General features: G+C 67.1%; 23 protein-coding genes and 3 tRNA genes. 13 read left to right on the plus strand and 13 right to left on the minus strand.

The window, feature by feature from the left end:
- Positions 1-18 precede the first annotated feature (18 nt).
- Complete coding sequence (gene lipB, locus ACE3P6_RS00385) at positions 19-732, minus strand: lipoyl(octanoyl) transferase LipB (protein ID WP_374390969.1); 714 nt, start codon at positions 730-732, stop codon at positions 19-21.
- Positions 733-864: 132 nt separating this feature from the next.
- On the opposite strand from lipB, the gene ACE3P6_RS00390 reads away from it, so the two are divergent.
- From ACE3P6_RS00390 to ACE3P6_RS00410, 5 genes are all read left to right on the plus strand, one after another.
- A tRNA-Leu gene (locus ACE3P6_RS00390) sits at positions 865-951 on the plus strand.
- Between the two features lie 284 nt (positions 952-1,235).
- Entirely contained in the window at positions 1,236-2,336 is a 1,101-nt protein-coding gene (locus ACE3P6_RS00395) for an ABC transporter ATP-binding protein (protein ID WP_374374803.1), read from the plus strand.
- A gap of 65 nt (positions 2,337-2,401) precedes the next feature.
- Positions 2,402-3,469: an ABC transporter substrate-binding protein gene (locus tag ACE3P6_RS00400; RefSeq protein ID WP_374374799.1), complete on the plus strand. Its 1,068-nt coding sequence runs from the start codon at positions 2,402-2,404 to the stop codon at positions 3,467-3,469.
- 61 nt (positions 3,470-3,530) lie between these two features.
- The gene (locus tag ACE3P6_RS00405; protein WP_374390971.1) at positions 3,531-4,784 is read left to right on the plus strand and encodes an ABC transporter permease; all 1,254 of its coding nucleotides are present in this window, start codon (positions 3,531-3,533) and stop codon (positions 4,782-4,784) included.
- Positions 4,785-4,794: 10 nt separating this feature from the next.
- Positions 4,795-5,766 (plus strand): ABC transporter permease, encoded by a 972-nt coding sequence (locus ACE3P6_RS00410; protein ID WP_374390973.1) that lies wholly within the window; start codon positions 4,795-4,797, stop codon positions 5,764-5,766.
- A 160-nt stretch (positions 5,767-5,926) separates the two neighbouring features.
- On the opposite strand, the gene ACE3P6_RS00415 is transcribed toward ACE3P6_RS00410, so the two are convergent.
- The 4 genes from ACE3P6_RS00415 to ACE3P6_RS00430 form a co-directional block, all read right to left on the minus strand.
- Positions 5,927-6,865 carry an AEC family transporter gene (locus ACE3P6_RS00415; protein ID WP_374390975.1) on the minus strand — a complete coding sequence of 313 codons (939 nt, stop codon included), beginning with the start codon at positions 6,863-6,865 and terminating at the stop codon, positions 5,927-5,929.
- A gap of 69 nt (positions 6,866-6,934) precedes the next feature.
- Positions 6,935-7,738 carry an MBL fold metallo-hydrolase gene (locus ACE3P6_RS00420; protein ID WP_374390977.1) on the minus strand — a complete coding sequence of 268 codons (804 nt, stop codon included), beginning with the start codon at positions 7,736-7,738 and terminating at the stop codon, positions 6,935-6,937.
- Entirely contained in the window at positions 7,738-8,565 is an 828-nt protein-coding gene (locus tag ACE3P6_RS00425) for a TatD family hydrolase (protein ID WP_374390979.1), read from the minus strand. Before ACE3P6_RS00425 ends, ACE3P6_RS00420 begins: the two co-directional genes overlap by 1 nt.
- Before the next feature lie 6 nt (positions 8,566-8,571).
- Positions 8,572-9,702, minus strand: a complete 1,131-nt coding sequence (locus tag ACE3P6_RS00430) for a DNA polymerase III subunit delta' (RefSeq protein ID WP_374390981.1) — start codon at positions 9,700-9,702, stop codon at positions 8,572-8,574.
- A 528-nt stretch (positions 9,703-10,230) separates the two neighbouring features.
- Here ACE3P6_RS00430 and ACE3P6_RS00435 point away from each other — a divergent pair.
- Together ACE3P6_RS00435 and ACE3P6_RS00440 are read left to right on the plus strand one after the other, a co-directional pair.
- Complete coding sequence (locus ACE3P6_RS00435) at positions 10,231-10,650, plus strand: VOC family protein (RefSeq protein WP_374390983.1); 420 nt, start codon at positions 10,231-10,233, stop codon at positions 10,648-10,650.
- Between the two features lie 157 nt (positions 10,651-10,807).
- The gene (locus ACE3P6_RS00440) at positions 10,808-11,521 is read left to right on the plus strand and encodes a type 1 glutamine amidotransferase (RefSeq protein WP_374390985.1); all 714 of its coding nucleotides are present in this window, start codon (positions 10,808-10,810) and stop codon (positions 11,519-11,521) included.
- A gap of 32 nt (positions 11,522-11,553) precedes the next feature.
- Here ACE3P6_RS00440 and tmk read toward each other — a convergent pair whose 3' ends face one another.
- From tmk to ACE3P6_RS00455, 3 genes are read right to left on the minus strand one after another with little or no spacing between them, the layout of a single operon-like run.
- Positions 11,554-12,168 (minus strand): dTMP kinase, encoded by a 615-nt coding sequence (gene tmk, locus ACE3P6_RS00445; RefSeq protein ID WP_374390987.1) that lies wholly within the window; start codon positions 12,166-12,168, stop codon positions 11,554-11,556.
- Entirely contained in the window at positions 12,169-13,329 is a 1,161-nt protein-coding gene (locus ACE3P6_RS00450) for a D-alanyl-D-alanine carboxypeptidase family protein (RefSeq protein WP_374390989.1), read from the minus strand.
- An 11-nt stretch (positions 13,330-13,340) separates the two neighbouring features.
- On the minus strand, positions 13,341-14,522 hold the full coding sequence (locus ACE3P6_RS00455; protein ID WP_374390991.1) for an SPOR domain-containing protein: 1,182 nt from the start codon (positions 14,520-14,522) through the stop codon (positions 13,341-13,343).
- A 320-nt stretch (positions 14,523-14,842) separates the two neighbouring features.
- On the opposite strand from ACE3P6_RS00455, the gene ACE3P6_RS00460 reads away from it, so the two are divergent.
- Positions 14,843-14,932, plus strand: a tRNA-Ser gene (locus ACE3P6_RS00460).
- Between the two features lie 64 nt (positions 14,933-14,996).
- Here the strand turns inward: ACE3P6_RS00460 and ACE3P6_RS00465 are convergent.
- Genes ACE3P6_RS00465 through ACE3P6_RS00485 form a run of 5 tightly spaced genes read right to left on the minus strand, consistent with a single transcriptional unit; the run spans position 14,997 to position 19,863 of the window.
- The gene (locus ACE3P6_RS00465; RefSeq protein WP_374390993.1) at positions 14,997-16,061 is read right to left on the minus strand and encodes a P1 family peptidase; all 1,065 of its coding nucleotides are present in this window, start codon (positions 16,059-16,061) and stop codon (positions 14,997-14,999) included.
- Between the two features lies 1 nt (position 16,062).
- Positions 16,063-16,899 carry an ABC transporter permease gene (locus ACE3P6_RS00470; protein WP_374390995.1) on the minus strand — a complete coding sequence of 279 codons (837 nt, stop codon included), beginning with the start codon at positions 16,897-16,899 and terminating at the stop codon, positions 16,063-16,065.
- Positions 16,892-17,776: an ABC transporter permease gene (locus ACE3P6_RS00475; protein ID WP_374390997.1), complete on the minus strand. Its 885-nt coding sequence runs from the start codon at positions 17,774-17,776 to the stop codon at positions 16,892-16,894. Before ACE3P6_RS00475 ends, ACE3P6_RS00470 begins: the two co-directional genes overlap by 8 nt.
- Positions 17,776-18,840, minus strand: a complete 1,065-nt coding sequence (locus tag ACE3P6_RS00480) for an ABC transporter ATP-binding protein (protein WP_374390999.1) — start codon at positions 18,838-18,840, stop codon at positions 17,776-17,778. Before ACE3P6_RS00480 ends, ACE3P6_RS00475 begins: the two co-directional genes overlap by 1 nt.
- Before the next feature lie 3 nt (positions 18,841-18,843).
- Entirely contained in the window at positions 18,844-19,863 is a 1,020-nt protein-coding gene (locus tag ACE3P6_RS00485; RefSeq protein ID WP_374391001.1) for a spermidine/putrescine ABC transporter substrate-binding protein, read from the minus strand.
- A gap of 128 nt (positions 19,864-19,991) precedes the next feature.
- Here ACE3P6_RS00485 and ACE3P6_RS00490 point away from each other — a divergent pair, with 128 nt between their 5' ends.
- The 5 genes from ACE3P6_RS00490 (at position 19,992) to ACE3P6_RS00510 (ending at position 25,279) form a co-directional block, all read left to right on the plus strand.
- A complete protein-coding gene (locus ACE3P6_RS00490) occupies positions 19,992-20,849 on the plus strand; it encodes a MurR/RpiR family transcriptional regulator (protein ID WP_374391003.1) in 858 nt (285 codons plus the stop codon).
- An 88-nt stretch (positions 20,850-20,937) separates the two neighbouring features.
- On the plus strand, positions 20,938-21,972 hold the full coding sequence (locus tag ACE3P6_RS00495; protein WP_374391005.1) for a cysteine synthase A: 1,035 nt from the start codon (positions 20,938-20,940) through the stop codon (positions 21,970-21,972).
- Complete coding sequence (locus tag ACE3P6_RS00500) at positions 21,969-24,395, plus strand: DUF3772 domain-containing protein (RefSeq protein ID WP_374391007.1); 2,427 nt, start codon at positions 21,969-21,971, stop codon at positions 24,393-24,395. The genes ACE3P6_RS00495 and ACE3P6_RS00500 overlap by 4 nt, the downstream gene beginning before the upstream one ends.
- Complete coding sequence (locus ACE3P6_RS00505; RefSeq protein WP_374371723.1) at positions 24,392-25,105, plus strand: alanyl-tRNA editing protein; 714 nt, start codon at positions 24,392-24,394, stop codon at positions 25,103-25,105. Before ACE3P6_RS00500 ends, ACE3P6_RS00505 begins: the two co-directional genes overlap by 4 nt.
- Before the next feature lie 84 nt (positions 25,106-25,189).
- A tRNA-Ser gene (locus ACE3P6_RS00510) sits at positions 25,190-25,279 on the plus strand.
- Positions 25,280-25,499 lie beyond the last annotated feature (220 nt).

The raw sequence follows: 25,499 nt of genomic DNA on the forward strand, positions 1-25,499 counted from the left end.
TGCAATAGCATCTTGCTGCTAGGCCGCATCCGGGGCGGGGCAGGTGCCCTGGAACCGGCGCGGGAAGGTCGTCCTCAGGGCGGCGTCGAGGTCGGCCATCGTCACCGGCAGGCCAAGGTCGACCAGGCTGGTCACGCCGTGGTCGCGGATGCCGCAGGGGATGATTCCGTCGAAATGCGCGAGGTCCGGCTCGACGTTGATGGAAATGCCGTGGAAGCTGACCCAGCGGCGCAGCTTGATGCCGAGGGCGGCGATCTTGTCCTCGGCGGGCTTTCCATCGGGGCCGGGGCGGTCGGGGCGCTGCACCCACACCCCGACACGGCCGTCGCGAATCTCTCCGGTCACGTTGAACTCGGCCAGGGTGTCGATGACCCAGCGTTCCAGCTCGCGCACGAAGCAGCGCACGTCGCCGCCCCGCGCCTTGACGTCGAGCATGCAGTAGATCACCCGCTGACCCGGGCCGTGATAGGTGTACTGCCCGCCGCGCCCGACCGGATAGACCGGGAATCGGTCGGGATCGACAAGGTCGGCAGGCCGGGCCGAGGTTCCTGCGGTATAGAGCGGCGGGTGTTCCAGCAGCCAGATCGCCTCGCCAGCGGTTCCGGCGTTCATGGCCGCGACATGCGCCTCCATCGCGGCCAGCGTCTCGGGGTAGGGGGCGAGCCCCGGGATATGGGTCCAGTCGACCATGATCTGCCGTTTCCGCCTGAAGCCGGGAGTGCTGATCCCCATATAGGCGGCGCGGCCCGGAAGCGACAGGGTGGATCGACCGGAGGAGCAGCGGGGCGGGCGCGAGGGTGAAAATGCCCCTTTTCATCCTGCGCGACTGTCGCTAGATAGCCCATGTCCGAAACCAGACCCCGTGCGGATGTGGCGGAATTGGTAGACGCGCAGCGTTGAGGTCGCTGTTCCTTAACCGGAGTGAAAGTTCGAGTCTTTTCATCCGCACCAGGGTCTGACGGAAGCCGAAGGGCGCGGGGGGAAACCTCCGCGCCCTTCGCCTTTGGGGCTGCAATCCGGCGCCGGATTTTTTCCCTTTCTTGCCTGCGGCGCAGGCAGAACGACTGCGGAAAGGCGGCAATCTGCGCGATTTTCCCGCCTGCCGCATATCCGGCCGTGACTGCCGCAAATTGACCCTTTCCGGTCGAAAATGTGCGTTGCAATGGGGGTCACGTTTCGGTTTAATCGAATCAAGCCAGAAGGCGCAAAGCGCCCAAGACATCAGGGAGACACGGGTGACGGTTGAGCCCCGCAACGACGCTTTCGTCGCGTTTGAGCACGTCCAGAAAAGCTATGATGGCGTGAGCCTGGTCGTGAAGGACCTGAACCTTTCCATCGCGAAGGGCGAGTTCCTGACCATGCTCGGGCCCTCCGGCTCGGGCAAGACGACCTGCCTGATGATGCTGGCGGGGTTCGAGACCGCGACGCATGGCGAGATCAAGCTGGATGGCGTGAACATCAACCAGGTCCCGCCGCACAAGCGCGGCATCGGCATGGTGTTCCAGAACTACGCGCTTTTCCCGCACATGACGGTGGGTGAGAACCTGGCCTTCCCGCTGGAAGTGCGCGGCATGGGCAAGGACGAGCGTGAGAAGAAGATCAAGCGCGCGCTCGACATGGTGCAGATGGGCGCCTTCGCCAACCGCCGCCCGGCGCAGCTGTCCGGCGGCCAGCAGCAGCGGATCGCCCTTGCGCGCGCCCTGGTCTTCGATCCCAAGCTCGTGCTGATGGACGAACCGCTCGGCGCGCTGGACAAGCAGCTGCGCGAACACATGCAGTTCGAGATCAAGCACCTGCACGAAAACCTTGGCATCACCGTGGTCTACGTCACCCACGACCAGGGCGAGGCGCTGACCATGTCGGACCGCGTCGCCGTCTTCAACGACGGCCGCATCCAGCAGCTCGCGCCCCCGGCCGACCTCTACGAACGGCCGGAAAACAGCTTCGTCGCCCAGTTCATCGGCGAGAACAACAAGCTGCCCGGCACGATCGAGGAGCTGACCGGCGACAAGGCGCTGGTCCGGCTGGCCACGGGCGAGCTGATCGACGCCACCCCGGTCAACGTCAAGGAAAAGGGCGGCAAGACGCTGGTCTCGATCCGCCCCGAACGGGTGGAGTTCAAGCCCGAGATGATGCCGCAGGGCGCCCATTCCATCGAGGCCGAAGTGGTCGAGATCATCTACATGGGCGACATCCTGCGCGCGGTCCTCAAGGTCGCGGGGTCCGACGACTTCGTGATGAAGATGCGCAACACGCTGGGGCAGACGAAACTGACCCCCGGCCAGAAGATCAAGGTGGGCTGGCATCCCCAGGATGCCCGCGCGCTGGACCCTTGATACCCGCCTTGCCCGGTCACGCAGGGCCAAGACGAAAAGAAGAACCTCAACATGGGAGCAACTGCATGAAGAAGATCCTTATCCTGTCCACCGCGCTGTCGTCGCTGGCCTTCGCGGCCCATGCCGACATCACGGTGATGTCCTGGGGCGGCGCCTACGGCGAAGCCCAGACCGAAGCCTTCGTGAAGCCGTTCGTCGCGGCCACCGGCAAGCCCACGGTCATGGTCGACAGCGACAACCCGGCGACGCCGATCAAGGCGATGGTCGAAGCGGGCAACGTCACCGTCGACGTCGCCTCGGTCCAGTATGCCGACGCCGTGCGTCTGTGCGACGAAGGCATCCTGGAGCCGATCGACGCCGCCGCGCTTCCGGCGGGGTCCGATGGCACGCCGGCGGCCGATGACTTCCTGAAGGGCGCCGTCACCGAATGTGGCGTCTCGACCGACATCTGGGCCAACGTCTTCGCCTATGACTCGACGAAGTTCCCCGAAGGCCCGACCAAGGTCGCCGACTTCTTCGACCTCGAGAAGTTCCCCGGCAAGCGCGGCCTGCGCAAGGGCGCGAAAGCCGTCCTGGAACTGGCGCTGATGGCCGACGGCGTGGCTCCGGCCGATGTCTACGCGACGCTCTCGACCCCGGAAGGCGTTGACCGTGCCTTCGCCAAGCTCGACACCATCAAGAAGGATGTCGTCTGGTGGGAAGCCGGTGCCCAGGCGCCGCAACTGCTGGCCGACGGCGAAGTCGCGATGACCACCGCCTACAACGGGCGTATCTTCGCGGCTGCCCAGAACGAGGGCAAGCCGTTCAAGATCGTCTGGGACGGCCAGATCTACGAAAACGAAATGTTCGTCGTGCCGAAGGGCGCCCCGAACATGGCTGACGCGATGGAGTTCGTGAAGTTCGCGACCTCGACCGAGGGCCTGCGCGCCTCGGCCCAGCAGATCTCCTACGGCCCGGCCCGCAAGTCGGCGATGAAGGAAGAGCTGATCTTCAAGGACGGCAAGACCGTCATGGGTCCGAACCTGCCCACCTCGCCGGAGAACATGACCAACGCGCTGGAAACCTCCTCCGAGTTCTGGGTCGACCATGACTCCGAACTGAACGAGCGCTTCCAGGCCTGGCTGTCGCAATAATCCGACCTTTCGGGCGCGGGGGACCACCCCTCGCGCCCGTTTTCCATTCGACGAGGCAGACATGGCCGAGGCCGCGACCGAACTTCTGACCACCGCCGATGGCCGACCGCTGAAGGCAGCCCTTGCCGCCGCACAGTCGCGCGCCAAGCGCCGGGCCTTCCTGCTGGTGCTGCCGCTGCTGTTTTTCGTCCTCCTCACCTTCGTGGTCCCGATCGGCTACATGCTGAAGCGGTCGGTCGAACATGACGGCTTCTCCGCCTCGGCCCCGGCGCTGGACGCCTGGTTCGCCGAGAACCCCGGCTTCGACCCGGCCAACCCGCCGGAAGAGGCCTATGCCGCGCTGGTGCAGGACCTGGCCCGGATGCAGGTCGAAAAGACCACCGGCATCGCGGGCACCCGGATCAACTACACGGTGCCCGGCACCATCTCGCTGTTCAAGAAGGGCGCGCGCGAGGCCAAGACCCTGGTTGCGCCGTTCAAGGATGCGCTCCTCGCGGTCGACCCGGAATGGGGCAAGCCCGCCCTGTGGCGCGGCATGTCGGCTGCCTCCAGCGCCTATACCACCGAATTCTACCAGGTCGCCGCCGACCGCAAGCTGACCGATGACGGCTGGGCGCGCGGCGGCGACAAGGACCGGATCTACCTCTACCTCTTCTTCAAGACCTTCCTGATTTCCGGCCTGATCACGGTGATCTGCCTGTTGATCGCCTTCCCGGTCTCGCATCTTCTGGCGACCCTGCCGATGGCGAAGTCCTCGCTGCTGATGATCCTCGTCCTCCTGCCGTTCTGGACCTCGCTCCTGGTGCGAACGACAAGCTGGATCGCGTTGTTGCAGGAACAGGGGATCGTCAACGACATGCTGGTCGGCCTGGGCCTCCTCGGCGAGGATGGCCGGTTGACGATGATGTACAACATGACCGGCACCATCGTCGCGATGACGCATGTGCTTTTGCCCTTCATGATCCTGCCCTTGTATTCGGTGATGCGGGTGATCCCGCCCAGCTATGCCCGCGCCGCGCGGTCGCTGGGTGCGACCAGCTGGACCACCTTCCGCCGGGTCTACCTGCCGCAGACCCTGCCGGGGATCGCCGCGGGCTCGCTTCTCGTCTTCATCCTGGCCGTGGGTTACTACATCACCCCGGCGCTGGTCGGCGGCGCGGACGGGCAGCTGATCTCGAACCTGATCAGCTTCCACATGTCGAAGTCGAACTGGTCGCTGGCCGCCGCCATCGCGGGGATGCTGCTGGTGGCGATCCTGCTCTTGTACTGGCTCTACGACCGACTGATCGGCATCGACCGGCTGAAGCTGGGTTAAGGAGAACGTCATGGCCCTTCCCACCTATGCCTCGCCGCTGGAGCGTGTCTGGCACTACACCTACCTGGTGATCTGCGCCCTGGTGTTCCTGTTCCTGATCGCGCCGATCCTGATCGTGATCCCGCTGTCGTTCAACGCCGAGCCCTATTTCACCTTCACCCCGAAGATGCTGGCCTTCGACCCGGCGGGCTGGGCGCTGCGCTGGTATGACACGCTCTTGACCCTGGGCCACCCGACGCCCGACGCCGTGCGCGACAGCAGCTGGTGGGCGACGGTCTGGGAGCGCGCGACCTGGGTGCAGGCGGCGAAGAACTCGTTCTGGATCGGGCTCTGGGCGACGATCCTGGCCACCACGCTGGGCACCATCGCCGCGCTTGGCCTGTCGCGGCCCGAGATGCCCTATCGCCGCCTGATCATGGCGCTCTTGATCTCGCCCATGATCGTGCCGATCATCATCATCGCGGTGGGCATGAGCTTCTTCTTCGCCAAGGCCTGCGTCGCGCCGGATTCGGCAATGGGGGCGATCTTCGGCGTCTTCCTGTCGGACAAGGGCTGCCTGGCGAACTCGCATCTGGGCGTGATCATGGCCCATGCGGTGCTGGGCATTCCCTTCGTCATCATCACCGTGACCGCGACGCTGACCGGCTTCGACCAGTCGCTGATCCGCGCCGCGCATTCGCTGGGGGCCAATCCGCGCACCACCTTCTTCAAGGTGATCATGCCCTTGATCCTGCCCGGCATCATCTCGGGTGCGCTCTTCGCCTTCGTGACCTCGTTCGACGAGGTGGTGGCGGTGCTGTTCATCGCCGGCCCCGACCAGCAGACCATCCCGCGCCAGATGTTCAACGGCATCCGCGAGGCGATTTCCCCGGCGATCCTGGCGGTGGCGACGATCCTCGTGGTGATCTCGGTGCTGCTCTTGACCACGGTCGAATTGCTGCGACGCCGGTCGGACCGGCTGCGGGGCGTGACGGGGCGCTGAGCGGCGGCTCCTCGTTCGCCTTCGGCTTCTCGTCGCTTAAGCTAGCGACGAGGGACGAAGTCACCGAGGAGCGGTTTCTCCAGGTGTTAAAAAACCCCTAACGTCCACAACCAAGTGGCTGATTTCATTGGCCTCGAAAATCTGTCCACCGTGGACAGGCTCACGGCAAGAGGTGCAGCCAGCCCCAGGCGGTGAGGATCGACGCCGCCGTCGCCACCAGCACCGCCGAGGCATTCACCCGCTTTCCCACCCCATACATATGGGCGAACATGTAGGCATTCACGCCGGGCGCCATCGCCGCCGTCACCACCGCCGAACGCAGCTCCGGGGTGGCCAGGTGGAAGACCTGCGTGGCCAGCAGCCAGGTCACGCCGGGATGCAGGATCAGCGAGGCGAAGGTCACCATCAGCACCGGCCCGATGTCGCCCTCGATCCGGTAGCGGACCAGCACGCCACCGAGCCCGAAGAGCGCGACCGGAATCGCCGATTTCGCGATCATGTCGATCCCCGACCAGAAGAACCCCGGCAACGGGTTCCCCGCCAGGTTCACCGCGAAGCCGAGAAGGATCCCGATCACCAGCGACTGCGACAGGATCGCCCGCCCGATCTGCCGCAGCAGCGCCGGGGCGGACAACCCATGCCCCCGGGTCCGCGCCCATTCCATCAGCGCGATCCCGAAGCCGTAGAGCATCGGCGCGTGCAGCGAGATGATCGCGTAGTTGCCCTGCAGGGCTTGCGTTCCATAGGCGCGTTCGGTGATCGCGAGGCCGAGGAGGAGCGAGTTCGAGAAGAGCCCGGCGAAGCCGATCGAGACGGCGTCCGGCATGGCGCGGCGGAAGACCAGCATCGCGCCCAGGAAGCAGGCGAAGAACCCGGCGAAAGCCCCCGTGTAGAAGCTGGTCATCAGGCCCGCGTTGTAGGCGGCCGAGAGGTCAAGCTGGGCGATGGAGCGGAAGAGCAGGCAGGGAACGGCGAAGTTCTGGGCGAAGCGCATGAGGCCGTCGACGGCGGGTTCGGCAAGGAAGCCGGCCCGGACGGCGGCATAGCCGAAGCCGATGACGAGGAAGACCGGCAGGATGACGTCGAGAAGCGCGCTCATGCCGGGCGTCGGACCGGGGGTTTCACCCCCGGACCCCCAGGATATTTTGGCCAGCATGAAAACGCCGGATCAGGGCTGGTTGTCATAGGTGATCGTCATGCCGTCGAAGGCGGGGGTGATATGGGGGGGAAGCTCGGCCTTCAGCACCTCGTAGTCGAGGTCGATGTGCATGTTGGTGATGACGGCCCGGGTCGGTTTCGCACGGGCGATCCAGGAGAGGGTGAGGGCGAGATGGGCGTGGGTCGGGTGCGGCTTGCGGCGCAGCGCGTCGACGATCCAGCAGTCGAGGCCTTCCAGCACCGGCCAGCTTTCCGCCGGGATGTCGACGGCGTCGGGCAGGTAGGCGAGCGGGCCGCTGCGGAAGCCGAGCGCGTCCATGCTGCCGTGGTCGGCGCGGAACGGGGTCAGGGTGACGGGGCCGCCGGCGCCGGTGATGGTGACGGGGCCGTCGATGGTGTGGAGGTCGAGGATCGGCGGGTAGGGCGAGCCCTCGGGCTGGACGAAGGCATAGCCGAAGCGCGAGAGCAGCGCCTCTTGCGTCGGGCCGTCGGCCCAGACCGGCAGGCGCTGACGCTGGGCGAACACCACCTGGCGGAGGTCGTCGATGCCGTGCATGTGGTCGGCATGGCTGTGGGTGTAGATCACTGCATCCAGCGCGCCGACGCCCGCGTCGAGCAGTTGCTCGCGCATGTCGGGCGAGGTGTCGACCAGCACGCGGGTGGTGCCTTCGCCGGTCTCTCGGGTGATGAGCAGCGAACAGCGGCGGCGGCGGTTCTTCGGGTTCGTGGGGTCGCAGTCGCCCCAGTTGCCGCCGAGGCGGGGAACGCCGCCTGAGGAGCCGCAGCCGAGGATGGTGAAGGTGAGCTTGGCCATCAGGCGGCCTTCGCCGGGCGGACGGCGCGAGAGAACAGCCGGTCGAAGTTGGCGGTCGTGATCGCCGCGAAGTCGTTGAGATCAAGGCCGAAGACCGGGGCCAGCGCACGGGCCGTATGGGCGACATAGGCCGGTTCGTTGCGCTTGCCGCGGAAGGGCGGGGGCGCGAGGTAGGGGCTGTCGGTCTCCAGGATCAGCCGGTCGAGCGGCGTCCTGGCGAAAATGTCGCGCAGGTCCTGCGATTTCGGGAAGGCGGCGATGCCGGAGATCGAGAGGGTGAAGCCCATCTCCAGCGCGGCCTCGGCCAGACGGGGGCCGGAGGAGAAGCAGTGCATGACACAGGAATAGGGACGGCGCGCCATACCCTCGGCAAGGATCGCCTCCATATCCTGATCCGCATCGCGGGAGTGGATGATCAGCGGCAGGCCGGTTTCCTGTGCGGCCTCGATGTGGAGGCGGAGGCTGGTCTGCTGGATGGGTTTCGTCTCCGCCGTGTAGTGATAGTCGAGGCCCGTCTCGCCGATGCCGACGAATTTCGGGTGGCGGGCGAAGGCGACCAGTTGCTCGACCGTCACCGGGGGTTCTTCATGCGCGCTCATCGGGTGGATGCCGGCGGCGTAGAAGATCTCCGGGTGGGCCTCGGCAAGGGCGCGGACCTTGGGTTCGTTCCTGAGCCGGGTGCAGATCGTGACCATCCGGTTCACCCCGGCTGCCTTGGCGCGGGCGAGGATCGCCTCGGTCTCGTCGATGAGATCGGGGAAGTCGAGGTGGCAGTGGCTGTCGACGAGGTCTGGAAGGACGGGCAGATCAGGCAGGGTGGGGGACATTCGGGCTTACCTCAGGGCGAGGCTTCCCGCCGTCTCGTCGACCTTCAGGAGCATATCCATCAGAAGCGCGGCAGGGTCAAGGTTGACCGCCTTGCCGCGCCGGGCGCGGGCGGAGAGGGTCTGGGCAAGCTCGGCCCAGGCACGGGCGGCCTGCGGGTGGGGGGCGAGGCGGTGGAGGAGCTGGACTTCGTTCGGGGCGGCTTCGGGCGGGGTCTGGCCGGTCGCGCCGAACCGGGCGAGGCGGGCGAGGAAGAGGTCGATCAGGGTGACGAGGAGGTCGAAGGTCTCGGCGGCGCCGCGTGCGCCTGCCAGTTCCGCGAGGGCGAGGGCCTGGGGGCGGTCGAGCCTCGGGAGGGTGGAGAAGAGGCGGGTGAGGGCGGCGTAGAGTTTCAGGCCGTCGAGGTTGGTCAGGCGGAAGGCCTCGCCCACCGAACCGCCGGAAAGCTCGGCCAGCGCGGTGCGGTCCTCGGGGGCGATGTCGCCGCCGGCCTGGGTCAGGGCGTCGGCGAGGTCCTGCGGGGCGAGCGGGGTGAGGCGCAGCTCGCGGCAGCGGGAGCGGATGGTGGGAAGAAGGCGCGCGGGCTGGTGGGCGATCAAGAAGAGCGTGACGTTCGGCGGGGGTTCTTCGAGGAGCTTCAGGAGCGCGTTGGCGGCGGCGGGGTTCATCTCGTCGACCGCGTCGATGATCGCGGTGCGGCGACCACCGTCGGCGGCGGTGAGGGCGAAGAAGCTCTTCATCTTTCGCACCTCGTCGACCGAGATCACCTGGGAAAGGGCGGTTTCCTTGTCGTTCGGGGCGCGGCGGAGGAGGAAATGGCGCGGCTCGGCAAGCTGGAGGAGGCGGCGGGCGACGGGGTTCTCCGGGGCCACGTCGAGGGTCGTCGGCGGGGGCGCGGCGAACATGCCGCCGTCATCCTCGGGCGTCGCCAGCAGGAAGCGGGCGAGGCGCCAGGCGAGGGTGGCCTTGCCCACCCCCTTCGGGCCGGTCAGCATCCAGGCGTGGTGGAGGCGGCCGGAGGTGAAGGCCTGCAGGAACCCGGCCTCGGCCCCGGCGTGGCCGAAGAGGGTGGCGGTCTCCCTGGGATGGGGGGCACCTTCGAGACGGTCGGGGTCGGGAAGCGGGTCGGTTGCGGCCATGCGGGGAGATTGCACGGGGAGCGCGGGAAGGGGAAGGGGGGTCGGAGGTGTCCACGGTGGACAGATTTTTCGAACGTTTAGAATCAAGGAGTTGCGCGCGGACATTTAGGATTTGGAAAGGTTTACCGAGGCGTGGGACTTGTGCAGGAGGGCGGGAAAGGAACCTGTGGCGGGGGCGTACGAGGACCGGGACGGGCTGTGGGCTACAGGGAACGGAGGGGAAGAGCGGGCTTTGCGGAAGCCTTCGGAGCGGGGAGCGGATGAGGCGGGGAGAGGTCACGACCGAAGGCAATGCTGCGTTGCAGCATTTTCGCCTGCGGCGGCGGAAAGTAGCGAAAAGCCATTTCAGTCGATCCGAGGCGTTGACGCTGTCCAGCCCAGGGGCCTAACATGACGGGGTCTGAAACAGGTTAGGTCGGGGAGGTTGACCCGGCCCCCGCTTTCCCAGCGGGTCCTTCCGGCGTGATGGCGTCGGCCCAAGGCTTCGGGGTGCTTGCGCGGTGCAGGCGCCGATGGAGGGATATGGACATGGAACCACGGATATCATTGATTACATTGGGGGTTTCTGACCTGGAACGCTCGGTCGCCTTCTACCGCGACGGGCTGGAACTGCCGACGGACGGCATCATCGGACAGGAGTTCGAGCATGGGGCGGTGGCCTTCTTTCCGCTGGCGGGCGGGTTGAGGCTGGCGCTTTGGGCGCAGGCGGATCTGGCGTTCGACACCGGGCTTCAAGCGGCTCCGGTCAGTCCGACCGGGTTTGCGCTGGCGCACAATGTGCGGGAGCGCGGCGAAGTGGATGCGGTGATGGCGGCGGCGGGGCGGGCGGGAGCTTCGGTGGTCAAGCCAGCACAGGACACGTTCTATGGCGGCTATGCCGGATATTTTCAGGACCCGGACGGGCATCTATGGGAGGTGGCCTGGAATCCGGCGATGCTGCCGGGGTGAGGATCGGGAAGGGAGAGTCGGGGCGGGGAGAGTCGGGCTGAAGCCCGACCTACGGGTGGGATCACGCGCTGCGCCGGATGGGGCACTGGGCGGCGGGGGTGGCTTGACCGGGGCGGGCAGTCCGGGCTGAGATGGGGTCGACCGAAGGGAGTCGCCGATGAACATCCTTGTCTTCCAGCATCTTGCCGTCGAGCATCCCGGTATCTTCCGGGATTTCTGGCGCGAGGCGGGGCATCGCGTGCATGTCGTCGCGCTGGATGAGGGGGCGGCGATCCCGGATCTGGCGGGCTTTGACCTGTTGGCGGTGATGGGTGGGCCGATGGATGTCTGGGAGCTGGCGCAGCATCCCTGGCTTCGGGCCGAGTTGGCGGCGATCCGCACCTGGGTGCGCGACCTTGGGCGGCCCTATTTCGGCATCTGCCTGGGGCATCAGCTGCTCGCCGAGGCATTGGGGGGCAAGGTCGGACGGATGGAGGTGCCGGAGGTGGGGGTGACGGCGACCGGGCTGACCGAGGCGGGGCGGGCCGATGCGCTGCTGGCGGGCTTCGGGGCCGAGGTCCAGGCCTTCCAGTGGCATGGGGCGGAGGTGCAGCACCTGCCGGAAGGCGGGGTGGTTCTGGCCGGGAATGCGGCCTGTCCGGTGCAGGCGCTGCGGGTCGGGCCGCGGGCCTGGGGGATACAGTTCCATGTCGAGATGACCGCAGCCACGGTGGCGGAGTGGAGTGCTGTGCCGGAATATGCGGCAAGCATGGTGAAGGCGCTGGGGGTGGAACGCGCGCGGGGGCTGGAGGCGGAACTGGCGGGGCATCTGCCGGCGTTCAACGCGATGGCACGGCGGATCAACGACAACCTGTTCCGGGCGATCGGGTAGGCGTTGGTGTGGGAGTCGGGGTGAACCCCGACCTACAGGTGGGACTTGACGGTGCCCCAGACGCGCGCGGCCACGGTGTCCTCGTCGCCGTCGGCGTCGATGATGCGGAAGTGGGCATGGCGGGCGGCGAGGGCGAGGAACCCGGCGCGGGCCTTCTGCTGGAAGGCGAGGCCCATGTCCTCGAACCGGAGTTCCTTGCCGGCGCGGGCATGGGCGCGGGAGAGGCCGATCGCAGGGTCAAGGTCGAAGAGCAGGGTGAGGTCGGGTTCGACCCCGATCATCAGCTGGTGCAGGCGGTCGACGGTGTCGGTCAGGTCGCCGCGGGTGATGCCCTGGAAAATGCGGGTGCTGTCTGCGAAACGGTCGGTGATGACGATCTCACCCCGGTCGAGCGCCGGGCGGATGGTCTTTTCCAGATGGTCGCGGCGGGCGGCGGTGAAGAGCAGGATCTCGGTTTCCGCCGACCAGCGGTCGACATGGCCTTCGAGGACGAGGCGGCGGATTTCCTCGGCGCCGGGGCTGCCGCCGGGTTCGCGGGTCAGGGTGACGGTGTGGCCCCGGGCGCGGAGGGTTTCGGCCAGACGACGGCCTTGGGTGGACTTGCCGGAGCCGTCGATGCCTTCGAGGCTGAGGAAGAGGCCGGGCATTCAGGAGGCCGGGGACCCGAGATACTGGCCGTAGAGCACGCGTCCCGCCGTCGTGACCCGCTTGAGGAAGCCCGCAGTGCCGACATCGGATTCGGCCACCAGCGGCACGCGGCGGTCGGGGAGGTCGGGGGCGTGGATGATCAGTTCGGCCACCGCGCTACCCTTGGCGACGGGGGCGAGGAGGGGGCCGTTGTAGACCACCTCGGCGGTGAGCTGGTCCTGCACGAGGGCGGGGACGAGGAGCTTCACATCCTCGGCCGGGACGAGGCCCACGGTGTCGGCGGCGCCCAGGTGCACCTCGGCCTCGGCGACGCGGACGCCCGCCTTGGCGACGGTCTTTTCCGAGAACTGGCGGAAGGCCCAGCCGACGATACGCTCGGCCTCTTCGGCGCGGGCCTTGTCCGACGGGAGGCCGGTGATGGCGAAGATGATCCGGCGGTCGCCCTGCTTGGCCGAGCCGACGAGGCCGTAGCCCGCCTCTGACGTGTGGCCGGTCTTCAGCCCGTCGGCGCCGATGCCGAGGTCAAGCAGCGGGTTGCGGTTGAAGCGGTTGTCGGGCGAGCGGCCCTTGTAGCTGTATTCGGTCTGGGCGAAGATCGGGTAGTATTCGGGGAATTCCTCGATCAGCCGCTTGCCGAGGATGCCGAGGTCGCGCATCGACATGCGGTGGTTCGGGTCGGGCCAGCCGGAGGCGTTGGCGAAGGTCGAGGCAGTGAGGCCGATGGCAGGGCCGCGCTTGGTCATCAGCTCGGCAAAGGCGTCTTCGGTGCCCGCAAGGCCTTCGGCGACCACGACGCAGGCGTCGTTGCCCGAGTTGATGATCATGCCGTGGATCAGCTCTTCCACCGTGGGCCGGTCGGTGTGCTGCAGCATCATGGTCGAGCCGCCGTCGCGGGTCATCTGCACTGCGCGGTCCGAGACGGCGAAGGTGGTGTCCATCGTGACGCGGCCATCCTTCAGCGCCTCGAAGAGCATGTTGATGGTCATGAGCTTCGACATCGAGGCCGGGGGGACCGGCTGGTCGGCGTTCTTGTCCATCAGCACGGTGCCGGTCGTCATGTCGTAGACCCAGGCGGCGGTGGCGGCCGTCTCGAAGGCGCGGGCGGGCAGGGCGGCCAGCACGAAGGCGAGAAGGGTCAGGGCAAGACGGAGACGGATCATTCAGCGGGCCTTCATTTCAGGAAATAGGCGTCGGCGAACCCGGCGTCCTTGATCTTCTTCAGCATGGCCGCATCGCCCATGACGATGACGCCCCAGACCGCATTGCCGCCCTTTTCGGATTTCTGCGGCGTGGCCGTGATGCCGATCTTGGCCAGTGCCGCAGCGGCGCGGGTGGCGTTGTCCTCTTTCGAGAAGGAGGCAACCTGGATTGGCCGGGCCGGGCCGGTCGCGGCGGGAGCCTCGGGCGCGACGGCGGCGGGGGCAGCGGCGGCAGCGGTGCCGTCGACAACCTTGCGCTTCGACTTCTTCGTGTCGGCGGGCGCAGTCGCTTCGGGCTTGCGGGCGTCGAGCGGCGCGGATTCGATGGGGGCAACCGCGGCGGCTGCGGCACCGGGCGTGGTGGTCGGAGCTTCGCCCCCGGTCGCAACGGCGGTTCCGGCAGCGGTTGCAGCGGCGGCGGCCTTGGCTTCGGCGGCGGCTTTCTTCTTCGCCTCGCGTGCGGCCTTGGCTTCGGCCCGGCGTTCCTTCCAGGTCTTCTTCTTCGGCGTCGCGTCGACCGTTGCGGCGGCGGCATCGCTGCCGCCTTCGGCGACCACGGCTGCGGTTCCGGCGGCTGCGGCTGCGGCGGTCGCGTCCGCGCCCTTGGCGGGGTCGGCGGCCTTGCCCTTGGCCTTGCCGGCGGGCTTGCCCGCATCGACCGCGTCGAGCGCGGCAGAGGCGATCGCGGCGGCCTCGCCCTTCTTGGCGTCGCCATCCTTGGCCGCAGGATCGGCGACCGCCGGTGCGGCAACCGGTGCGGCGGTCTCTTCCTTGCGCAGCGCCGTCACGCGGATCTCGGTCGGCTGGCCGGCGAGGATCCCCAGCGCGTCGGCGGCGTCCGAGGAAAGCTGCAGCTTCGGTCCGGGATTGTCGCGTTCGCGCTTGAAAAGCGCCCCGGTGATCGACTTGCCGGTGGCCGGGTTGAACATCAGCACCCGTTCGGGATTGGTCACGTCGGGCGAGGCGACCCAGATGCCGCCAAGCGAGGGGCGCCCGTCCCAGAGCGCGCTGTCGGTGGCCTGGAAGATCTCGGGCGCCTCGACATCCTTGTTGCCGGCCTTCTTGCCGGGTGCGGCGACCATGCCGGTCCCGCCCGCATCGCCGGTCTTGCCGCCACCTTCGACGCAGCCGATCAACAGACCCGTGGTGGCCAACCCGAAAATGATATCCCGGAGAACCGCTCTTGCCATCTTCCGCCCTCAGAACCGCGCAGTCTGAAACGCCGCGCTTACCCATGATCTTGCCTGTGGTTCAGGCCCGAAAGCCCCGGGCGTGAACCGCCCTTGTTCCCCATCAGCGCCGCCTGCTTGTGTGTGAGCATATCCCCTTGCGCAAGCGGTGGGAAGGGCAGAGGCAGCGCCCCCCCTTCACAATGCGCGGATTTCGCCGACCGGGACGGCAAAGGCGGTCTTTCAGAATCGATGCCCGGCGGGTATGCGAACCGGGCTGTCCCCGGCGCAGGCCGCAGGTGCAGGGAAGTGTGGCCGAGTGGTTTAAGGCTCTGGTCTTGAAAACCAGCGTGGGGGGAACCCCACCGTGGGTTCGAATCCCACCGCTTCCGCCAGTTTCCGGACGGCCATGTCACTTGCCTGACCGCGGTGCCGGTCCTTTGTGGGCCCGCCAGTCGACTATCCCGCGAAGATCTCGCGCAGGCGGGTGTGGTCGAGTGCGCGGCAGGTCCGGCCTTCGGGCTTGACGGTGGGCACGTCTTCCCCGGCGACCATCGCGTTGACCACGGCCTCTTCGACAGACTGGACGGCGGCGAGGTAGAGGTCGTCCAGCAGCTCGATGTTCAGCTCCTGCCGGGCGGTGAGGGGCGGGGCGAATTGCGGCATCGGGCCGGGGTTGCCGGTGGAGAAGGCGAGGAAGATGTCGCCGGAGTTGTTGCCCCCCGGAGTGCCGCCGCGGCCGATGCCGAGGGCGGCGCGCTTGGCCAGCTGGCGGAGCGCGAGGCCCGAGAGGGGCGCGTCGGTGGCGAGGATGACGATGATCGACCCCATTTCGGTGCCGTAGAAAGCGCCATCCGGGATCAGCTCGCCGACCGGCTTGCCCAGGATGGTCAGCCAGGGCCGGATGCCGTGGTTGGCCTGCACCAGCGCGGCGACGGTATAGTCCTGCCCGCCCAGCGTGATCCGGCGGGAGGAGGTGCCGGTGCCGCCCTTGAACTCGTAGGTGATCATCCCGTTGCCGCCACCGGTGGAGCCTTCGGCAACGGGGCCGAAGCTCCGGGCCTCCAGTGCGGCGATGGCGTGCTCGGGTTGCACGAAAAGCGCGTTGATGTCGTTCAGGACGCCGTCATAGGTTTCGGCCACCACCGGCATGGCCCAGGCGTGGTGATTGGCGAAGTAGTCGGCATAGTGCCCGACCACCCAGCGGGTCGCGCCGGTATGGGCCGCGCCGACGCCGTGGGTGTTGGTGATCAGGATCGGCCCCAGGAAATAGCCCGCGTCGTTGATCCAGTGGGTGCCCGTCATCTCGCCGTTGCCGTTCAGCGCGTAGTGCCCGGCCCAGACCGGCTGGGGTTCGGTCCCAGGGCGCGGCAGGATCGCGGTGACGCCGGTGCGCATCTTCTTCGCGGGGTCGGTGAGCGTGCAGAAGCCCACGGCGACGCCCGGCACGTCGGTGATCGCGTTCAGGGGGCCGGGCGTGCCGGGAAAGGGCAGCCCAAGGTCGCGGGCGCGGGGTCGGGTCATCTCAATCGGTCTTTCTGCTGCGAAGCCACAGGCCAAGCGCTGCAATCACCACCGAGGCGAGGATGATCAGCGTGGCGATGGCGTTGATCTCGGGTTTCACGCCGCGGCGGATCATGCCGAAGATGAAGACCGGCAACGTGGTGTCGCCGGTGCCCGAGACGAAATAGGTGATCACCAGGTCATCCATCGAGATGACGAAGGCCAGAAGCGCGCCGCCCAGGATGCCGGGGGCGAGCTGGGGCAGGAGCACCTTGCGCAACGTCACCCATTCGCTTGCGCCGAGGTCGGCAGAGGCTTCCTCCAGCGCGGGGTCGATCCCGGCGATGCGGGCCTGGACGATGATGTAGACGTAGGAGGTGAGGAAGGTGCAGTGGCCGATGATGATGGTCAGGATCGACAGGTTCATGCCGATGGTGACGAAGAAGATCAGAAGGCCGATCCCCAGCACGATGTCGGGCATCATCATCGGCAGCATCAGGAAGCCGTTGTAGAAGCCGCGCGCCCGGAAGCGGTAGCGCGCCAGCGCGATGGCGGTCGCGGTGCCGATCACCGTCGAGATCGTCGTGGTGAAGGCGGCGACCGTCAGCGAGGTGCGCAGCGCGGCGAGCATCTGGCCGGTGCTTTCGACATAGGCCGCGCGGTTGGTCGCATCGCTTGTCCGGTCCGACAGGCCGAGGAGGCCGGTGTACCAGTCGAAGGTGAAATGCTCCCAGATCATCATGTTGACCGGGTTCGAGTTGAACGAATAGCCGATGATGACGAAGAGGGGGGCGTAGATGAAGGCGAAGAAGACCAGCGAGAAGGCCGTCAGCGCGGCCCAGCCTGCGGGGTTACGCATGGCCGCCTGCCTTTCTGGCCCGCGTGACCGACAGGGTCAGCACCACCAGCACCACGGCCATGATGATCATCGACAGGGCCGAGCCGAAGGGCCAGTTGCGGGCCGAGAGGAACTGCTGTTCCACCAGGTTGCCGATCATCAGCCCCTTGGCGCCGCCCAGGATGTCGGGCACGACGAAATTGCCGACCGAGGGGATGAAGACGATCACCGCGCCGCCCATGATCCCCGGCAGGGTCTGCGGCAGGATGACCTTGAAGAAGGTCTGCACCCGGTTGGCCCCCAGGTCCTGCGAGGCCTCGACCTGCGCGCGGTCGAGGTTGTCGACAGCGGCGTAGAGCGGCAGGAACATGAAGGGCACCATGACATAGACCATCCCCAGCACCACGGCGGCGGGGGTGTAGAGGATCTCCAGCGGCTCGCGGATCAGGCCGGTCCAGAGGAGGACGGTGTTCAGTAGCCCCGTGGGTTTCAGGATCAGGAGCCAGGCGTAGAGCCGGACGATCAGGCTGGAGAAGAAGGGCAGCGTGATCAGGAATATGAAGACCAGCCGCCAGCGTTCCGACAAGCGGCTGACCCAGAAGGCGACGGGGTAGCAGAGGAGAAGGGTCAGCACGACCGTCAGCGCCGCATAGGCCAGCGAGCGGACAAGGATCTGCAGGTAGATCGGCTCGTAGATCTCGTTGATGCCGTCGGCCCAGCCGAAGATGCGGCCGTAGTTCCAGTGGTAGAAGGTCCACTCAACTCCGCCGTAAAGGCCGGGGGTGAGGAAAGAGAAGAGCGCGATGATGAGGAGCGGCAGCAGGAAGAACACGCCGAGGAACAGCGTGACGGGGGCCAGCAGCAGCCCCAGCACGACGGATTGCCGCCTGAGCGCCATCACGCGGCCTCCAGCACATGGACGCGGGCCGGGTCATGGGCTAGATGCACCGCAGCGCCCTCCGTCACCCCGGCCCCGTCGCGCGCGATGACGCGGATTTCCGGGCCGCCCGCCTGCGGCTGGACGAAGAAATAGAGGTCCGACCCGAGGTAGACTGCTCGGGTCACTTGGCCGGGGATGCCTGTGGCTCCAAGGGTGAAATCCGCCGGGCGCAGGATCGCGGTGATTTGCTCGCCGACCGAGCGCCCAGTTGCGGGGAGATGTACCTCCACCCCCTCGCCGGTCCGCGCCAGCGCCAGCGCGCCCTCGACCCGGTCCACCGTGACCGGGAAGAGGTTGGTCTCGCCGATGAATTCGGCCACGAAACGGTTCCGCGGATGGCGGTAGATGTCGCGCGGGGTGCCGATCTGCTCGATCCTGCCCGACCGCATCACCACGATGCGGTCGGACATGGTCAGCGCCTCTTCCTGGTCGTGGGTCACGAAGATGAAGGCGATGCCAAGGTTGTTCTGCAGCGCCTTCAGCTCCAGCTGCATCTGCTGGCGCAGGTTGCGGTCCAGCGCCGAGAGCGGTTCGTCCAAGAGCAAAAGCCGGGGCTTGGCGATGATCGCGCGGGCCAGCGCCACCCGCTGCCGCTGGCCGCCCGACAACTGCCCCGGCCTGCGCGCGCCAAGGCCCGCAAGGCCGACCTTGTCCAGCGCTTCGGCCACCTGTCCCTCGCGCTCAGGCCGCGGCACCCCCGCCACCTCCAGCGCATAGCCCACGTTCCGCGCCACGGTCATGTGGCCGAAAAGCGCGTAGCTCTGGAACACCGTGTTCACCGGGCGGCGGAAGGGGGGCAGGGCGGTCAGGTCCGCGCCCCCCAGCCGCATGGTGCCGCTGTCCAGCATCTCGAAGCCCGAGATGGCGCGCAGAAGCGTGGTCTTGCCGCAGCCCGAGGGCCCCAGCAGCGTGACGAACTCGTTCGCGTCGACCGCCAGGTCAACCCCGTCCAGCGCGGCGAGCCGTCCGCCTTCGGGCGTGACGAACTCGCGCAGCGCCGCCTTGATCTCCAGAAGGGCCATCGGTCACTGCGCCGTGCGGATCGTGTTCCAGGCCCGGTCGTAAAGCTTCAGCGCCGCGCCGATGTCCTGGAAGATCTGCAGCCGGGTCATCGTCTCGGGGCCGACGTTGATGTTCGGGTTCGACTTGATGAAGTCGGGCGTCAGCTCGTTTGCGGGCGTGTTCGGCGTGCCGTTGAATTGTTGGCTGACGTTCAGCGCAGCGATCTCGGGCTTCAGATAGAACTCCATGAACTTCTTCGCGTTCTCCTTGTTCGGCGCCGAGGCGAGGACGCAGATGTTCTCCTGGTACATCGTGCCGCCTTCCGCCGGGATGATGTACTTGATGTTCGGCATTTCGGTGAAGAAGACGTTGCCGCCGACGAAGAAATGCCCCGCCGCGATGTCGCCCGAGGTCAGCATCGGCGGCACTTCGTAGGTGAAGGCGGAAACCGCTGCCTTGTGCGCAAGGATATAGTCGGCCGCCGCCTGCACTTCCGCCGGGTCGGTCGAATTGACCGAGGTGCCGTTCATGATGTGGCCGATGGCCAGCACCTCGCGCATGTCGTCCAGAAGCGTGATCTTCGCCCCGGTCTTTTCCGGGATGGCGAAGAAATCCGCCCAGCCGGTGATCGGGCCGGTGATGTCCTCGTTGTAGAAGATGCCCACGGTGCCCCAGGCATAGGGCAGGCAGTATTCGCTGTTCGGATCCTCCTTCGCGCGCAGGAAGGCCGGGTCGATGTTCTTGAAGTCGGGCGCAGTGTTGATGCCGGTCTTTTCCAGCAGGCCCAGCTTGATCATGATGTCGTTCATGTGGACCGAGGGGAAGACGATGTCATAGCCCGTCGCCCCGGCCTGGATCTTGGCCAGCATCTCCTCGTTCGAGGAATAGGTGTCCAGCGTCACCGCGATGCCGGTTTCCGCGGTAAAGCGGGTCAGCACCTCGGGGTTGATGTAGTCGCCCCAATTGTAAAGCGCGAGCGTGCCTTCCGCCTGCGCCATCCCGGCGGCGGCGACAACGGCTGCGGCCAATCCAAAAGCCTTCATGATCTTCTCCCGGTTGGTGCCTTCGGGTCTCTGCGCGCCGGAACGGAAAGGCTTGGCGACGGCGACTCGGGCATGTTATAGATTATGACAGAACGCTATCATTCGTTATCTTTGATGTAAATGCTGTCATGAACGACCTGCCCCCCGAAGACTCCCCCCTTGCTGCCCGGTTGCGCGCCATCACCGGCCTGACCCGGTCCGAGGCCGTGATCGCCCAGTGGCTGATCCTGAACGAGGCGACGCTGGGGCTGGAAACCGGGGCCTCGATCGCCGCGAAGACCGGGGTCAGCGAGATCACCGTCAGCCGGTTCCTGAAACGGGCGGGCTACAAGGGCTTGCAGGGGCTGAAGGAAGATCTGCAGGCGGCGCTGGTCCATGCCCATGTCTCGCCCTCGGACCGTTATTTCCGCCTGCTCGATGGCGAGATCGGCGCGATCCTGAAGCGCGACGCCGATGCGGTGCTGGCCTTGGCGCATGAGGTGGAGAAGCCTGCCTGGCCGCAGGCCATCGACGCCATCGCCGCGGCGGACGAGGTTTTCGTCACCGGCTTCCAGACCATCCGCGGCATCGCCGAGGATTTCGCCCGCCGCCTGGCCATCGTGCGCGGCTCGATCCGGTTCCTGTCGCCGCATGACGGCGGGCTGGTGGAATGGATCCCCTCGTTCCGCCGGGCCGAGGAGAAGCGCTGCCTGGTCCTGATCGACATGGCCCCCTATGCGCGTGAGGCGCTGCCCATCGTGCAGGCGGCGCGGGGGCTGGGGATGCAGGTCGTGGTGGTGACGGACGAGCTGAACACCTGGGCCAGCGCCGAGACGCCCTTCGTCTTCCACGTCGCGACCAAGGTCGACGCCTTCCTGGAAAGCACCGGGCCGATGACCACGCTGATGAACGTGATGATCCACGAGATCGCCGGGCGGGCACCCGACAAGGCGCGCAAGCGGATCAAGGACTGGCCGCCGATCATGCGGGGGCTGGGGCTCTACTAGGCGGGCATGGTCGGGGCGCGTCCCTCCCGGCTTGAGTTTGCCGGGCGACGCACATACACCTTCTCGGGACCAAGGAAGGACCGCCCCCATGCGCATTCATCAGGATCTGGCCGACACGATCGGGAACACGCCGCTGCTGAAGCTGAAGAAAGCTTCGGAAATGACCGGCTGCACCATCCTCGGCAAGGCCGAGTTCATGAACCCCGGCCAGTCGGTCAAGGACCGGGCGGCGCTGTACATCATCAAGGATGCCATCGCGAAGGGGCAGCTGAAGCCGGGCGGGACCATCGTGGAAGGCACGGCGGGCAACACCGGGATTGGCCTCGCGCTGGTGGGGGCCAGCATGGGGTTCCGCACGGTGATCGTGATCCCGGAAACCCAGAGCCAGGAGAAGAAGGACATGCTGCGGCTGGCGGGGGCCGAGCTGGTGCAGGTCCCGGCGGCGCCCTACCGCAACCCGAACAACTATGTGCGCTATTCGGGCCGCCTGGCCGAGGCGCTGGCGAAGACGGAACCGAACGGCGCGATCTGGGCCAACCAGTTCGACAACACGGCCAACCGCCAGTCGCATATCGAGACGACCGGGCCGGAGATCTGGGAGGAAACCGGCGGCAAGGTCGACGGATTCATCTGCGCGGTGGGGTCGGGCGGCACGCTGGCCGGGGTCGGCATGGCGCTGCAGCCGAAGGGCGTGAAGATCGGGCTGGCCGACCCGGAGGGTGCTGCGCTGCACAGCTTCTACACCTCGGGCAAGCTGGAAAGCCCGGGCACCTCGATCACCGAAGGCATCGGGCAGGGGCGGATCACCGCGAACCTGGAAGGCTTCACCCCGGATTTCAGCTATCGCATCCCCGATGCCGAGGCGCTGCCGATCATCTTCGACCTCCTGACCGATGAGGGGCTCTGCATGGGCGGCTCGACCGGGATCAACATCGCGGGCGCGATCCGCATGGCGCGCGAGATGGGGCCGGGCAAGACCATCGTCACGGTGCTTTGCGACTACGGCAGCCGCTACCAGTCCAAGATCTACAACCCGACCTTCCTGCGCGAGAAGGGCCTGCCGGTGCCGGACTGGCTGGACCGGGCGGGCCGGGCGATCCCCACGGTCTACGAAGACGCATGAGGCGGCTTTTCCTCTGGCTTTCCCTGGTGCTGGCGCTGGTGGCAGCGCCGGTGCTGGCGCAGGACCAGGCGGGGGAAAACGCGCCGACCACCGTCGAACCGGCAACGGACGGGGCGGCGCTCGACTATGCGCTCTGGGAGCGGATGGCCGAGCGGGCCGAAGCCGAGATCGAGAACCGCAACACCACGACCGACCGGATGGAGGAAATCCGGGGGCAACTGGCGAAGTGGCGGGCGGCGCTGCAGAGTGCTCAAAGCGCGAATTCGGCGCGGATCGCGACGCTGCGGCAGCAGATTGACGCACTCGGGCCTGCACCGGCGGACGGGGCGACCGAGGCCGACGAGATTTCCGCCCGCAGGCAGGAACTTGCCAGCCAGCTGGTCAAGGCCCAGGCCCCCGGAATCGCGGCCGAGGAGGCCTATCGCCGGGCGGACGGGTTGATCGACGAGATCGACCGGACCCTGCGCGAACGCCAGGCGGACCAGCTTCTCCAGCTCTGGCCCTCGCCGCTGAACCCCGGCAACTGGCCCGAGGCCGCGATCGGCTTTGCCGACACGGTGCAGCGGCTGTGGGACGAAATCTCGGAAGCCTGGAACAACCCGAAGTCCCGGGGCGAGCTTTTCGACAACCTGCCGCTGATCATCGTCCTCGTCATCGTCGCGGTGGCGCTGGTGGTCTATGTCCGGCGCTGGATCGAGCGCTTTGCCGAACGGTTGCAGCAGGGGGCGACGGTCAGGGGGCGCAACTTCTGGGCGCTGATCGCCTCGCTGGGCGGGATCATCCTGCCGACGATCGGGGTGGTCCTGCTGTCCTGGGCGCTGTTGGCCAGCGGCATGCTTGGGGAAATCAGCACCTTGATCGCCGTCGCCCTGCCGTTCGCGGGCTTCATCGTCTTTTCCCTGGCCTGGCTTGGCGCGCGTGCCTTTCCGCGACTGCAAGGCGACGATGCCATGCTGCCGTTGCCGCCCGAACGCCGGGCCGAGGGGCGGTTCCTGTCGGTGATGATGGGGCTGGTGATCTCGGCCAACATCCTGCGCAGCGCGGCAATGGATGCGCAGGCCTATTCGGATGCGACGACCTCGGTCATGTCCTTCCCGATCCTCTTGACCGGCGGGCTGGTCCTGATCCGGCTGGGGCGCACCCTGCGCAAGACGCGCGAGACCGACAACAAGACGGCAAGTTACGCGCTGCGGCTGATCCAGCTTCTGGCCCGCGGGCTGACGGTTCTGGGTATCCTTGGCCCCGTGCTGGCCGCCTTCGGCTATGTGCAGGCTGCCGAGGCGGTGATCTATCCGGCGATGATGTCCTTTGCGCTGGTCGCGTTCCTGTTCATCCTGCAGCGGCTGATCGGCGACGCCTGGTCGCTGCTTGCCAAGAAGGAGGAAGCCGCGCGCGACGCGCTGGTTCCGGTCCTGGCCGGCTTCGTCCTGGCCATCGCATCCTTGCCGGTGCTGGCGTTGATCTGGGGCGCGCGCTTCTCCGACCTGACCGAACTCTGGAACCGCTTCACCGAAGGCTTCCAGCTGGGCAGCACGAAAGTCTCGCCCAGCAATTTCATGATCTTCGCCATCCTCTTCATCATCGGCTACATGCTGACGCGGCTCTTCCAGGGCGCCTTGCGCAGCACGATCCTGCCGAAGACGAAGATGGACCAGGGCGGCCAGACGGCGCTTATCGCCGGGGTGGGTTATGTCGGCATCTTCCTCGCCGCGCTGATCGCCATCAACGCCGCCGGGATCGACCTCTCCGGCCTTGCCATCGTTGCCGGTGCCTTGTCGGTCGGCATCGGTTTCGGCCTGCAGCAGATCGTGTCCAACTTCATCTCGGGCATCATCCTCCTGGTTGAACGCCCCGTCAGCGAGGGCGACTGGATCGAGGTCGCGGGCGTGCAGGGCAAGGTGCGGGCGATCTCGGTGCGCTCGACCCGGATCGAGACCTTCGACCGCAACGACGTGATCGTGCCGAACGCCGACCTGATCACCGGGCGGGTGACGAACTGGACCCGGTTCAACCTGTCGGGCCGGATCATCGTGCCGGTGTCGGTGGCGCTTGGCAGCGATACCCGCCAGGTCGAGAAGATCCTGCGTGCCATCGCCGAGGAACAGCCGATGGCGATCCTGAACCCGCCGCCGGTCGTGGCCTTCATGGGCTATACGGCGACGCAACTGAACTTCGAGGTCCGGGTGATCCTGCGCGACGTGAACTTCGGCCTGCAGGTGCGCAGCGACATGAACCACCGCATCCTGCAACGGCTGGCCGAAGAGGGCATTCACATCGTCCCGCCCGCGGCGCCGTCCGACCCGGTCAAGACGGCGGAGACCGTGTTGGCGCTGGCCGATCTGGTCGACCGCGACCGCCCCTCTGCCACGCGGCGCAAGGCGTCGCGTCCGGCGGCAACCGATGTGAAAGGGGCCGAACGGTGACCGAGCTTCTGTTCCGTGACGACGCCTACCAGACCGCCGCTGAATGCCGGGTCACCGGCCACACGCCCGAGGGCGGGATCCTGGTCGACCGCTCGGTCTTCTACGCGACCGGCGGAGGCCAGCCCGGCGACAGCGGCCTGCTCGACTGGGGCGGCACCCGGATGCCCATCGCGACGGCGGTGAAGGTGGCGGCGGGCATTGCCCTGATCCCGGCCGAGCCGATGCCGATGCCCCCCGTCGGCGCACCGGCCCGCCAACTGATCGACTGGAGCCGCCGTCATCGCCACATGCGTGTCCACACCGCGCTGCACCTGTTGTCGGTGGTGATTCCGCTGCCGGTGACGGGGGGGCAGATCGGCGCGGACAAGGGGCGGCTCGACTTCGACATGCCGGACCCGCCGGGAGACGTCGCGGCGCTGGACGAGGCCTTGAACAGCCTGATCGCCCGCGACCTGGCGGTGAGCGACGACTGGATCACCGATGAGGAGCTGCTGGCCAATCCCGGTCTGGTCAAGACCATGTCCGTGCGCCCGCCGATGGGGCAGGGCAGGGTGCGGCTGGTGCGGATCATGGACGGCGAAACCCTGGTCGACCTGCAACCCTGCGGCGGCACCCATGTCCGCCGGACGGGCGAGATCGGCCGGGTCGAGATCGGCAAGATCGAGAACAAGGGCCGCCAGAACCGCCGGGTGACGATCACGCTGGCCTGAGGGGCGGGAAATCGCGGCAGGGGGCGGATATCGGCCAGATATCCTCTTGAACAGTCCCGCAAAGCCGGGGTATCAGCGCCCGACGGACAGTTGGCCGAGTGGTCGAAGGCGCACGCCTGGAAAGTGTGTAGGCGGGGAACCGTCTCGAGGGTTCGAATCCCTCACTGTCCGCCATTTGCATACAGCACTCCGGAAATCGGGTCCCTCGCGGGGCCTTTTCTTTAAGTGCCAAAGGGGTTTGCAGGGACTATCCGCCCTTCGGAGACGGCCTGACCGCGCCAGATTGGTCGCCTATGTGCCGAAGGGCGGAAACGACCAGGTGCCGTCCTGCGGACCAACCTGCGAGCTGGCGGGCCTACACGTCGGGCCCGCGCGTTCTCACAGGGGTTTCCTT

The organism is Tabrizicola sp. (assembly GCF_041911175.1).
Taxonomy (GTDB): domain Bacteria; phylum Pseudomonadota; class Alphaproteobacteria; order Rhodobacterales; family Rhodobacteraceae; genus Tabrizicola.